This window comes from Aerococcus sp. BD502, from assembly GCF_057919555.1.
The window spans coordinates 263,159-275,869 of the sequence record NZ_CP147972.1; the positions used below are offsets into that span (position 1 = coordinate 263,159).

9 protein-coding genes, 1 tRNA gene and 1 pseudogene are annotated in these 12,711 nt (G+C 48.3%); 4 read left to right on the forward strand and 7 right to left on the reverse strand.

Annotated features, from left to right (window positions below):
* Positions 1-42: 42 nt before the first annotated feature.
* From WF803_RS01330 to WF803_RS01340, 3 genes are read right to left on the reverse strand one after another with little or no spacing between them, the layout of a single operon-like run.
* Positions 43-663 (reverse strand): NUDIX hydrolase N-terminal domain-containing protein, encoded by a 621-nt coding sequence (locus WF803_RS01330; protein ID WP_489611339.1) that lies wholly within the window; start codon positions 661-663, stop codon positions 43-45.
* A gap of 4 nt (positions 664-667) precedes the next feature.
* A complete protein-coding gene (locus tag WF803_RS01335; RefSeq protein WP_489611939.1) occupies positions 668-1,837 on the reverse strand; it encodes an ArgE/DapE family deacylase in 1,170 nt (389 codons plus the stop codon).
* A 16-nt stretch (positions 1,838-1,853) separates the two neighbouring features.
* Positions 1,854-3,104, reverse strand: a complete 1,251-nt coding sequence (locus WF803_RS01340) for an MFS transporter (protein WP_489611340.1) — start codon at positions 3,102-3,104, stop codon at positions 1,854-1,856.
* A gap of 330 nt (positions 3,105-3,434) precedes the next feature.
* On the opposite strand from WF803_RS01340, the gene WF803_RS01345 reads away from it, so the two are divergent.
* The 4 genes from WF803_RS01345 to WF803_RS01360 all read left to right on the forward strand — a co-directional run bounded on the left by WF803_RS01345 (position 3,435) and on the right by WF803_RS01360 (position 6,649).
* Positions 3,435-3,662 (forward strand): hypothetical protein, encoded by a 228-nt coding sequence (locus WF803_RS01345; protein ID WP_489611341.1) that lies wholly within the window; start codon positions 3,435-3,437, stop codon positions 3,660-3,662.
* Positions 3,663-3,679: 17 nt separating this feature from the next.
* The gene (locus tag WF803_RS01350) at positions 3,680-5,317 is read left to right on the forward strand and encodes a glycine betaine ABC transporter substrate-binding protein (RefSeq protein ID WP_489611342.1); all 1,638 of its coding nucleotides are present in this window, start codon (positions 3,680-3,682) and stop codon (positions 5,315-5,317) included.
* Complete coding sequence (locus WF803_RS01355) at positions 5,307-6,485, forward strand: quaternary amine ABC transporter ATP-binding protein (protein ID WP_489611343.1); 1,179 nt, start codon at positions 5,307-5,309, stop codon at positions 6,483-6,485. The genes WF803_RS01350 and WF803_RS01355 overlap by 11 nt, the downstream gene beginning before the upstream one ends.
* A 90-nt stretch (positions 6,486-6,575) precedes the next feature.
* Positions 6,576-6,649, forward strand: a tRNA-Pro gene (locus tag WF803_RS01360).
* 88 nt (positions 6,650-6,737) lie between these two features.
* On the opposite strand, the gene WF803_RS01365 is transcribed toward WF803_RS01360, so the two are convergent.
* The 4 genes and pseudogenes from WF803_RS01365 to WF803_RS01380 form a co-directional block, all read right to left on the reverse strand.
* Entirely contained in the window at positions 6,738-7,853 is a 1,116-nt protein-coding gene (locus tag WF803_RS01365) for a Gfo/Idh/MocA family protein (RefSeq protein ID WP_489611344.1), read from the reverse strand.
* A 125-nt stretch (positions 7,854-7,978) separates the two neighbouring features.
* Entirely contained in the window at positions 7,979-10,177 is a 2,199-nt protein-coding gene (locus WF803_RS01370; protein ID WP_489611345.1) for an alpha-galactosidase, read from the reverse strand.
* Between the two features lie 213 nt (positions 10,178-10,390).
* On the reverse strand, positions 10,391-12,292 hold the full coding sequence (locus WF803_RS01375; protein ID WP_489611346.1) for a DUF438 domain-containing protein: 1,902 nt from the start codon (positions 12,290-12,292) through the stop codon (positions 10,391-10,393).
* Positions 12,282-12,525: pseudogene (locus tag WF803_RS01380) on the reverse strand (DUF1858 domain-containing protein). The gene WF803_RS01375 and the pseudogene WF803_RS01380 overlap by 11 nt, the downstream one beginning before the upstream one ends.
* Positions 12,526-12,711 lie beyond the last annotated feature (186 nt).

Here is a 12,711-nt window from a genome sequence, read left to right on the forward strand (position 1 = left end):
CAAATGGCTTCATCAGCATTTTTAAATCCTTAACTCCTCTACCTAATCAAAAATAGGTTCCCAAGTTTCTGCTGCATTTGCCTCAAAGCACATGGCGACTTGCTCTTTGGTATTTTTAGCCGGATCCAATTCTGGCAAATCCTCGCAGGCAAAGTAAGCCGCTGCTTGGGTTTCAGAATTTTCCTGGAAACTGCCCCCCAGGGCTTGGCAGGCCACAAAAACCTTGCAGATCCCGTAGACATAAGGAGGCTGATTTCTCTTGTTACGGTCATGGAGGGCAATGAGGTACTCACAAGTGACATCCAGACCGGCTTCTTCCTTCACTTCCTTAATGGTATTTTCCCTAACAGACAGGTCCACATCCAGCCAGCCCCCCGGCAAGGACCAGAGGCCAGAATTTTCCTGAACCAGTAAAATTTTACCGTCCTTAAAAATAGCCGCCCGCGTGTCTAATTTGGGGGTTTGGTAGCCTGTCTCATTGCAGAAGAGTTTCTCCACTTTATCTAGGGAAATCTCTCCATAACGACTAACCATTTCGGCGGCAATTTCTCGAATGCGTTCATAACGCTCCCGTTCAAAGGGATTTTTCGTATAGGCCAGGCCACTTTGCGCTAGGGCCTGGAGTTCAATCGCATAGGTCAGCCAATGATCTTCCTGAGTCATTTCACTACACCTCCACAGGCTTGGCCAAGTCTTCTTCCTGTAGGCCCTTCATTAAAGCCACCAGGAATTCTGGGTATTTTAAGTAGTCTGCCTTCACACAATATTCATCCACCCGGTGGGCCATATTCCCGTCCGCAAAACCATAGACGGCAAAGGGAAAATCGGCCGGCTTACCCGGTAGCAAGCTAGCCGCATCACAAGCTCCCGGTGACCACAAGGCTGAAATATCGCGACCTAGATATTGCTTAGCTAATTTCTCCGTCAAGGCCACTAAAGAAGAAGCCCCCGTCGTCACGACCGGTGACACCTCTCCTAAGACGGTCAATTCAAGCTGAGCCCCGTCTTCATTGGCCTCATGCACAAGCTTCTCTGCCTTTGCCAGCATGGCCTCATGATCCGCCTGGGTCACCGTGCGCCCATTGAAATAAGCCTCTGCCAAATCGGGCAGGGAATTGATCTGCTCACCCGCTTTAAAGACCGTGCAATTGAGGACAGGTCGGCCAGCTTCTGGCAGTTGGAGGGGCAGGCTTTCAGCATATGCCTTGAGCTGCCCCACAGCCCAGGCCAAGGGCTCAATGGCATTATAACCCTCCTCCGGAATGGAAGAGTGCACCATTTTTCCCCGAGAAGTGAGCTTAAAATTCACGGAACCTTTATGGGAGTATATCACCCCACCCGTCACAGGCTCTGTAATGAATAAGGAAGCTGCTTCTTTCATATAACCTTGGTCATACAAGGCTTTAGCCCCGGCTTGGCCGGTCTCTTCGTCGGCTGTTAATAGTAAGCGCAGGCGACTATGACTCAAGGCCCCCTCTTCTTTGAGTTGGACGAGGGCGAGCACCATGGCGGCAACGCTCCCCTTCATATCCGCAACCCCTCGGCCATAAAGACGGCCATTTTGCTCTGTTAATTCAAAGGGTGGCGTCTGCCAGTTCCCTGCTGGCCCAGAAGCGACCACGTCCAGGTGCCCTGACCATACATGCACCGGCCCCTCACCCCCAATTTCCACCACTAAATTAGCGCGCGTGGGGCTAATCGGCACCAGCTCACTGGATATTCCATAGGCTTGGAGAAATTTTTGTATGCGCAAGGCGACTTCTCGCTCCTGGTCTCCCACTGATGGTACGGCAATGAGGTCAGCCAGCAGCTGTATTTTTTCTACTTCTGTAAAAATAAACGCTCCTCCTTCTTTAAGAAGCTCTCAGCTTCTTGCTTTGCCCTAATTTTATGGCAGTTAACCAAGAAAGCCAAGTCAAAGCACACAAGGCTCCTAAAACAAGCCAGGTCAAGTCATAAGTCCCACTCACATCATATAGAGCGGCCACGGCCAAGGAACCGGTCGTCATGCCAGCTTGAATGGCACTATTCACATAACCGTACGCACTGGTATAGGCAGAGCCCTCATAAATTTGCCCCGTTACAATTGGCGGATGCACTGTGGATGACGGTAGGCCCAAGCCAAAAGCCAGAATAAAAAGATAAGGAACGCCAGGCACGGTGATAAACATCATCAAAATAAAGGCCAGGGAAATACCAATGAGGGTCAAGGTATAAGAAATAAAGGCGCCATAACGATCACTCACCCAGCCCAGGGCCACTTTGGCAACCATGCCCACCACCGAATAAAGGGAAATAGTCAGCGAAACTTGCGCGGGGGAAAAATCTTCCGCGAGAGCCGGGGGGAAATGCCCTAAGCCACCCGAGTTCGCAAAGGCAATGCAGATGGCCCCCAATAATAAGAACCAGAAAGCCGGCTGCCGTAAAAATTGCGGCTGTTTTGCAGGACGATCGCCTTTTGGTTCGTCGTCGGCCTCCGCTAGCTCCCCCGCCTCGCTGCCGAGCGGCTGCTGGCCTAATTCTTTAGGGGTTAGGCGCAACACAAATATCGCCAAGGGCAAGCAGACGATTAAAATAGTCAAACCAATCAGAAAATAAGCCGGCCGCCAGCCAAAATTCTCCAGTAGAAAGCCGATAATAGGACTCCAAACAAAAGCCCCCAGGCCAATGCCCGCCATAATAATGGACATGGCCAAGCCGCGCTTCTCAATAAACCAGTGGTGGGCCATGACCATTAAGGGCACGATAGTCGCTACATGGAGCCCCGCCCCCATAAAAATTGACACGATATTCATAAAAAGACCCGACTGAGCCAAGCCATAAAGTAAAAAACCTAAGCCGTAAATCCCTGTGCCTAAGCCTAAAAACCAGCGAAAAGTCTTAGCATTAAGGACTTTCGACACAAAAGGCGAAACCAACATCCCCATGCCCGCTAAAATCGCACTGTTTAAGGTAAAGACGGTCCGTGAAAGCCCAAGGTCAGCAGTGACAGCTAATAGAAATGTATTAGCTAAAGTTGTCGATAAAGGCATCATCAAGCCCATCAGCAAGGTCCCCGCCACCAGCATTTTCCAACCTTGAAATTTTTCCTTTTTTCCCATCATGATATCACTCCTCATAAGACACCAAGTTTTCGCTCATTGCTAAATGCCTGCCCTCCTTTATTGTTAGCGATTTCCATATGTTTTCTTTAGTATAGCGAAAACTAAGGGATTTGATCGTTAGTTCACTAACATTACCCTCTAATAACCAGGTCAAATTCGCACTCACCAAGGGCTCTCTTTAAGGCGGAAGTATTTTGCTGTCTGCAGCCTTCTATGTTACCCTCGTAATTGACGCTTTTATGGCATTTTGGCTTTATTGTTATCGATTTAGCCCAAAACAGCTACAAGTATTTTTTAAGGGCAGCAAAGTTTTTAGAAAGGTGTGCTACGATGAAGAAAAAAATTTGGTCTTTCTTAAGCCTCGGCATATTACTCTTTTCTTTCTTTCAACCGGCGCTGGTCGAAGGTAAGCAGCAGAGCATTACTTTTGCGGACGCTGGCTGGGAGAGTAATAAATTGCATAATGCGATTGCGGGTCGTATTGCCAAGGAGGTCTTTGGCTATGACTGGGAGGAAACCCCGGCTCCACAGCCGTCATGCACGAAGGCCTATTGCTAGGTGAAGTTGATGTGCATATGGAGGAGTGGACTGATAATATTCCCACTTATGCCACGGATATCGAACAAGGTAAATTACAAGAACTTAGCGTCAACTATGACGATAATAAGCAAGGGATTTACGTCCCGCGCTACGTGATCGAAGGAGATGAGGAGCGGGGCATTGAAGCGCTGGCTCCTGACCTGGAATATATTTGGGATTTAAAGAAATATCCCGAACTGTTTCCTGACGCTGAACAAAAAAATATGGGCCGCCTCTATGGTTCTATTCCAGGCTGGGCGGTCGATGAAGCACTGCATAATAAATTCGAACACTATGATTTAGATGAGGAATTCCTCTACTTCCGGCCCGGCTCAGACACGGCCTTGCAGACAGCAATTATGAACGCCTACGATCAAGGCGAGCCGGTCGCTGCTTATTACTGGAGTCCGACCTCGCTTTTGGGGAATTACGATATGGTTCTCCTCAAGGACAAGCCCTACACGAATGAGGAAGATTTTAAGGCGGGTAAAACAGAGTTTCCCTCAATGCGGGTCACCGTCAGTACGAGCAACGATTTTGCCCAGGATAAAGGGAATCAAGACTTTATCCAGTTTTTAGAAAACTACGAAACCTCCAGCGAGCTGACTTCAGAAGCGCTCGGCTATATGGAAGAGCACGATGCTTCCTATGATGAAACGGCGGAATGGTTCCTTAAAGAACATGAAGATGTGGTCAAAAGCTGGCTGACTGAAGAACAAGCCCAAACCTTAAGTCAAGCGCTGGCGAGTGGTCAAGGGAATTTACGGAAATCTATTTTTGAATTTCCCTTCCAACTCCCCATTAAATTTAGCAAAATCGATGATGCCGTGCGTGCTTTCAGTATCAAACACGACCGCTTCTTCAGCGCCATTACAAAAGGGCTCACTGCTCTGGTCACTGGGATCGAAGGTTTACTCAAAATGATCCCCTGGTTTGTCTTGCTCCTGCTCGTCTTTATAGGCGGCTGGAAATTGCTTGGCAGCTGGCCAATCGGCTTACTCTATAGCGGCCTGCTCTTCTTAATTGGCACGGTCGGCTATTGGGAGATGATGAACGAGACGTTGGCAATTATTGTTGCCTCCGTCCTGATCTCTCTATTAGTCGGCTTCCCGCTGGGCGTTCTCTTGGCAGCCAGTCCCTTAATGAATAAAATTTTCAAGCCTATTTTGGATACCATGCAGACGATGCCAGTCTTTGTTTACTTGATCCCCGCCCTGCTCTTCTTCGGCCTGGGGAAAGCTCCTGGCGTCATTGCGACAACGATTTATGCCGTGGTCCCCATGATTCGGCTGACCAGTCTGGGCATTCAGCAAATTGATGCGGAAGTGGTCGAAGCGGCCCAAGCCTTTGGATCCACCTGGCTCCAAGCCCTCACCAAAGTTAAAATTCCGCAAGCCCTGCCTACCATTATGACGGGGATTAATCAAACCCTAATGATGGCCATCTCCATGGTCGTGACAACTTCCATGATTGGGGTGCGCGGTCTGGGAATGGAAGTGCTCAATGGGGTCAATAAAATTGAAATCGGCCGGGGCCTCATCTCCGGCATTGCTGTCGTTATTGTTGCTGTCATTATTGACCGTCTAACGCAAGGCTTTATCAATCGCAGTGAGGTGAATGAGAATGGAAAATAAGCCTTTAATTCAAGTGAAAGATCTCTCCCTCGTTTTTGGCCCTGAAGAAAAGGAAGCCTTAAAAATGAAGGCCGCTGGCAAAAGCCGCGCGGAAATTTACGAAAAAACAAAGTCCACTGTGGCCCTCTACAAGGCTAACTTCGATATTCAGCTGGGCGAAATTTTCGTTATCATCGGCCTTTCTGGCTCGGGAAAATCAACCTTAGTCCGCTGCCTCAATGGCCTGAACCGCCCGACCGCTGGCCAAGTTCTCTACAATGGTCAGGATATTAGTCAGTTTAATCGGGAGGAATTACGCCAGTTCCGCCGGGAAAAAATGGCCATGGTCTTCCAGCATTTTGGTCTCATGTCCCATCGCGATGTGCTTGGTAACGTTGAATATGGCCTAGAAATTAAGGGTCTGCCCAAAAAGGAGCGGCAGGAAAAAGCAGAGGCAATGCTTGAAATGGTAGGCCTCGGTGGCCATGAATATGAAAATATTACCGCCCTCTCTGGCGGGATGAAGCAGCGGGTAGGTATTGCCCGTGGGCTGGCTAATGACCCTGAAGTTTTACTCATGGATGAGCCTTTTTCCGCCTTAGACCCGCTGGTGCGGAAGGATATGCAATTTGAATTACTCACCATCCAGCAAAAGTTGGAGCAGACCTTAGTCTTTATTACCCATGATATTAACGAAGCTTTTAAACTGGGCGACCGCATTGCCATCATGCGGGACGGGGAAATTATCCAAATTGCCAGTCCGGAAGACATGAGTGAGCATCCTGAAAATGACTACGTCCAGCAGTTCATTGACAGTGCCGATATGACCGAAGTTTACTCAGTTGGAAGCGTCATGGTCACGCCGAACTCCCTCGTCCGCCTCTCCGACAGCCCGAATATTGCCATTAAAGCCATGAAAAATAATGGCGTCTCCTCGGCTTATGTGGTGGACCGGCACATGATTTTCCAAGGTGTCGTCACAATTGATGATGCCCTGAAGGCCCGCCAGGAAAAATGGGACTTAGCCGACATTCTCATTACCGATGTGGATACCACTGAGCCGGATGCCCTCTTAAGTGATGTCATGGGCCAAGCAACCGCCGCGCGTTTCCCGATTGCCGTCTTAGGACCTGATAAAAATCTCGAAGGCATTATCTCTAAGGTCCATGTCCTGTCCACTATGGTGTAATTGATGCAGCCATCTCTTCAGGGATGGCTTTTTATTTCTTTTAAAAATTCATTTGTTTTTTTAGTCCAAATAGGTTACAATAAGTTCTAGCGGAACGTGGCGCAGCTTGGTAGCGCACTTGCATGGGGTGCAAGGGGTCGCAGGTTCAAGTCCTGTCGTTCCGATCCTTGAGCTAGCTTGCCGCTGGCTCTTTTTTTATGGGCTAAATGGCTAGAAAAAAGGAAGGCCCTCTAAGCCTTCCTCAAATCGCTATTAACGCTTCAGATCATTTAAATCATAAGCTGCCTTCGGAATCTCGGCCACCCCACCGCCAGCACGGAGGATATCCGTTGCCTGGCAGCCCACGGCCACACTCATGCGACCATCATGTGGGGTCACATCAGGCAATTTCCCGTCTAAAATATAATTAACAAAGGAACTTGCAATTCGAACGTCCCCACCCGAGTGGCCGCCTACTGTCGGCTTCATTTGAATGACTACATCACTTTGGTCATGGAGGGCGGCGGTGTTACGGGACTTAATGGTGATGGTATTATCCGGCATGCTGTTTTCCATGCGGCCCTTAGTTCCAATCACCACATAATTGCGGTGGTAGTCCGGCGTGAAGTGACACTGCAAATAAGAGGCCTTGATGCCATTTTCCAATTCCATAATCAAAACGTTATTGTCTTCCACATCAATCGGAATATCCCACTCGTCTTTCAGGCCATCTGCTTCAAAATTCTTGCGGTCATTGTAGAAGTCCAAGCTCCCAAAGGCAGAAACTTTCTTCGTATAGCTATTCCCCAGCATATGAATGACGTCAATATCATGCGAGCCTTTTTGGAGGAGGAGGGAATTCGTGTACTTAGAGTTTCGGTGCCAGTCTTGGTAGTAATAGCGGCCCCCACGTCCGACAAAATGCCGGCACCAAATGGCCTTCACTTCACCAATGGCGCCTTGGTCAATATACTGTTTCATCGTCTGAAACATCGGCATGTAACGCATATTGAAGCCAATCATGAGCTTCAAATTCGTCGCCTGCCAGGTTTTAATAATATCATCGCAATCTTCAATACTAATGGCCATCGGTTTTTCCAGGAAAACATGCTTGCCCGCCTTAAAGGCATCCAAGGCATGCTGGTGATGCTTCCAGTCTTCCGTTAGAATAGCCACCGCATCCACATCTTCTCGGGCCAGTAACTCGTGGTAATCCTTCGTAATAAAGCAATCAGCTGTAATCTCAGCCTTAAATTTCTCAATCAAAGCCTCATCCAATTCCGAAAAGGCCGTAATGACGGAACGCCCGCCCTCTTCCGGCTGATGCCAATGCTTGGCGAGATGGCCACGCAAGCCGTAGCCGATCACACCGACGCGTAATTTTTCCATATTTAACGCTCCTTTATCTCTACTTCAACCTGCTTTACCTTACATCTATTATAAGCATAAAAGCTTACTCATTGATAGTCTTCTTTTTTCCGGGCTTCATGCTTCACCAAATCAGCCTAAAAAACTTAAGTCTTCACCGCCTTCAGGGTGAGGCAGACAAATTGGAAATCCCCTCGTAAGTCTTGGTTCACGTATAAGCCGCGTGCCATTAATTCGTCACCGCCATAAAGTTTTTCCCCATTAACTTGATAGTCCTTCTTGGGATCGAGACCAGCTAAACGTAAGCGCCGCAAGGGTTTATTGCCCGTATCTAAAATTTGATAATAGAAGGCCAGCGCTTCTTCTTGCTCCTTGTCCACAAAAAGCCAAGCCGCCTCTTGGCCTTCTTCATAGGGATTTAATAAACGATAGAAGCGGCCAAACTGCACCAGCTCTCGATGCTCCTCATAGAAGGCAATTTGCCGTTGAATTTCCGCCCGCTCCGCCGGACTTAAATGCTCCGTATCCAATTCATAGCCCAGATTAGCGGCCATGGCGACTGCCCCGCGCATGGCCAAAGGCGTAAAGCGCCTAGTTAAGTAATTGGGACTTGCTGAGACATGGGCCGTCATCGCACTGATGGGCAGGCACAAGGATGAGCCGTATTGAATGCCCAAGCGCGCAACGGCATCCGAATTATCACTCGTCCAAGTTTGCGGCATATAATAAAGGAAACTGGCGTCAAAACGACCGCCTCCGCCCGAGCAACTCTCCCAAAGGATATTAGGATAGGCGCTGACTAATTCCTCTAGCAATTCATAAAGCCCTAACATAAAGCGGTGAGCCACTTCACCGGTGGGGATCAGCGGATCTCCCGAGCCAATTTCCGTCATATTGCGGTTATAGTCCCATTTCACGTAGTCAATGGGCACGTGGTCAAGGATCAGCCGCAATTGCTGGGTAATATTTTCACGTACCTCAGGCCGACTCAAATCCAAAACATATTGCGAACGGCCCCGGGAAGCCGGCCGGCCAGGGGTATGTAAGACCCAATCGGGGTGCTTGCGGTAGAGGTCACTATCCTCAGAAATCATTTCCGGCTCAAACCACAAGCCAAAACCTAAGCCCTGCGCCTTAGCATAAGCACTGAGATGCTCTAAACCTTGGGGGAGCTTCTCTTGATTCACAAACCAATCTCCTAGAGACCGGTAATCATCATCACGCTGGCCAAACCAGCCGTCATCTAAAACAAAGAGCTCCATGTTCAAGCCTTTTGCATCACGCATCAACTGCTCAATTTTCTCTTCACTAAAATCTGCTGAGGTTCCCTCCCAATTATTAAGTAAAATCGGACGGCTTTTATGTTTGTATGGGCCGCGCAGCAAGTGCTCGTTATACAGATCATGAAAGCCATGAGATAGATGATTTAGGCCTTGTTTCGAGTAATTGAGAATGCATTCGGGCGTCTGGAAGGTCCCACCCTTTGGCAAGCGCCAGGAAAAATGCGTGGGACTGATACCGATTTGCGCCCTGGTCTGCATAAAGGTGTCCACCTCGATATGAGCGGCAAATTCACCCCCATAAAGCAAATGAGCCGCATAGGCTTCCCCTTGAAATTCTGTTGTTTCCGGCCGCAATAAGGCAAAGAAAGGCTGGCAATTATGTCCCAAGGTGCCCCGCTTGCTATCGAGGGTATGAATCCCGCGTGTCAAGGCAGAGCGTGTCCATTGCCTTTCCCTGGCCCAGGCGCCCGGTAATTGCAGTAAATCATACTCGTCATCCGGAAAATCCAGCGACGCACTGAAAACACGCTCTAGAACCAGTGTCTCCTCTCCTTCATTATGAAATTTGACACTGCGCGCAATAATTGGCAGAGTGTTAAAAATGGTATAGTATAAGTCCGCTGCCAAGCCCGTCTTATCATCGTAAACTTTAATGATTAAGGTTTGGGCCTCCCCTTTTTCGGCATAGGTATGGGGCAGCCCTTCCAGTTTAGGCTTTCCCTCCATAATTTCATAGCCTGCGTAAAGCATTTGATTCGCCCAGCGGCCAGCTTCATCCTGGTAACGATAGGCCGCTTCCCGGTGGTCACCCGTCTCAAAGGCCGGGTATTCCTGCGGGGCGGTACTTAAGGAAAAAGATCGATCTTTGAGGTCTAAATGTGCCGGGTTGGCCGCAAAATTAGTGCTCCGCTTGGGATAGTCATAGCCCTGATGCACTTGTCGCAAACGCGGCCCCCAATAGTAATGCATAAGATAGCGATCATAGGCGAGCGCCATGACATAACTGATTTCTTCATTGTATAAATGAAAAGTCCCCTGCTCTTCATTAACTTGGATTCCCATCATTGTCTTCCTTCACTCCCATCTTCTAGCGTCTCAGCCGGTCAGGATTATGGTAGTTTTTGTGCCCCCTTTCATTGAAACTTCCACTTATCTTAACTAATTTCTTGTCATATTTCAAAGCAAAGCCCTTACAAAAGCTTAAATCTTTAAATTGTTTTTCCTGACCTAAACAAAAAGCCTCCGGAAATATTTCCCGAGGCTATTTTTACTAATTTAATGCTTATCTGCTGCTATAAAATCAGTGACATCGCGCACAATTTCTAGAATCCCTTGGTATTTTTCGTCAGCCGACCAGAGGGCAATATATTGAATCCAAATGACTTGACCTGCGTGGTTCGTGAACCACATGCTTTCCAAAGGCTTGACTTTATTTTCTAATTGTTCAATTAACTGAGAGACTTTTTCCCATACTTTCGGTGGGTGGCAAAACTCCAAATGCCGGCCCAATTGAGCAGGCGTGCGCTTAAACACCATACGAGAAGCATCCACATGTTCATTATAATACATAAAACGTGCCTTCTCATTCACGACTGTTAGTTCCATTGGCAAAGTATTTAAAACTTCATTCACCAAGCTTAAGGAGAGTTCACCCCCCTGGAAAGTGATCAACTGCTCGGCTTGGGGCAGGTGAGTCGCACGCGACTCCCAGGTTAATAAAAATTCCTGGCCCCCAAGAGACACTTTTTCGCTAGCCAATTGCCCTTGCTCTGCTTTTGGCTCAAGGCGCTCTGTTTTAATTTCCACCGGTGCAGGGGCTGATAATTCCCGATTTAGCGGACGATCAATGGTCTCAAGGGCGGTCGTAGATTCAACTAAATGCATGAAGCCCCCTGAAGGTAGCGGAAGGACTTGCTCCAAAGCGTCGGCATGCCGGCGAATGAAGGGCTGGCTGCTGACTTCTTCATTAGCCTGGCCAGCTAGTGTTTCCTGCACTTTTTTAAGCCATTCTCTGGTGTTGGAGTTGAAAACAGTCGTCCAATCGCGGGTTAATTCTTCGGCAGCAACTAAGGCGGAGCCGCTTTGGCGAGCAGCAGCATTATGATACTGGAACATACCCTGAGCGTCGAAGATACGCAATTCAAAGGGCAGGTAATCGAGCACCCATTCTACTTCTGCTAGAGAGAGCTGCCCGTGGGTGAAAGGCTCTTCCAACGGGGTCCCCCAGTCCCAAGCTTCTCCAATTTGCGTGTCCGTTTGGGTCAATACCAAGGTCCCCTCCGGAAGGTCTAACTGATAACTGTTACGGGCCTTTACAGCTTTTTCAAACGCTACAGCGGAAGGCTGGGCCGCCGCTGCTGGGGTTAGAGGCTTGGGTGCTGCTTCTGCTTCCTTCTGAGCTTCGGGCTGCCATATTTCGGGAGCATTAATAATCGCGTAGCCGTAAGCCGGCGATTCCAGGCTAATCTGCCCCCAATCCTCAGCGGTCAAAGCTTCGAGTAAAATATTTAAGAGAATACCCTCTTCCTTAAAAATCATTTCCTTAAATTCATCGCCAAAAGCCAAAAACTGCTCTTCCACTAGGGCAAGATCTCCATCTGGCAAGACTGCTACCGCATTATTAACCGCCTTAAAGAGGCCGCGAATTTCATCGTCCTTAGCCCACATCACCTTGGGAGGGGCATCATAGCCCTTTCGTTCCATAAAGGGGAAAAATAAACGCTCCTTCCTTTGGTAGTGGCGCTCAAATTGCCCAAGCAAGGCTAATTGATTTTTTAAGCCACGCAAAACCCCAGGCTCTTCCGCTAGGAGCTCGTCAGCTAGGGCAGCAATAATATTTTCAACCCGTTTCAAAGCAGCTTGCAGGGCCATATTCTCTGCCTTAAAAACTTGGACGGGGTGGTTGGGCTGGTCCGCATCCGCCACTTCTCCCTCCTTGACATGGCCTTTGAAGAGATTGGCATGCACATTACATAACTTTAAAACATCCTCAAAAGTAATGGGATTATCATCGTTAAAAATGAGTTCCTGCTCCATCATGGCAATTTCAATGGCACTAACTCCGGCGAAATGCGTGTTAAATTCCTCCTGAACGCTTGCGGGTGTCGCCCCTTCATGCAGGGCCAGGAGAATTTCCTTTAGAACTTGAACACGTCCAGCACGTTGATCATTCGTCATGACGATCACCTTCTACCACGTCATAGCCATTCCACTTCAATTCCTGAATAATTTTTTTCCAGCGGAATGCCGGTGAGGCGTGAGCCTGTTTTTAAGCTGGTCACCTGGCCTACCGTATTTCTCATAGCAGGCTTAGCCAAAGGTTTAAAACCCAAATCGATTAAAATCGGCAGTAAATCGGGGTGTTCCTTAACCAATTGGGCTACCGGCATGGTAATATCTATCGTATTCATGGCATCCCCACTTTCTAATCTTTTATTGATAAGCATTCTCATTATAGCATGCCCCATCCGTGGAATACCAAAAAGCCAAAGAGGGTTAGTGTCAAGCAATGTTCGGTCAATCATAAAGAACTCTATCTCGTATCTAATTATTCAAAAGTCACTTCGTTTTTGTGCTAAAGGAAGCTGCGTTGAAAA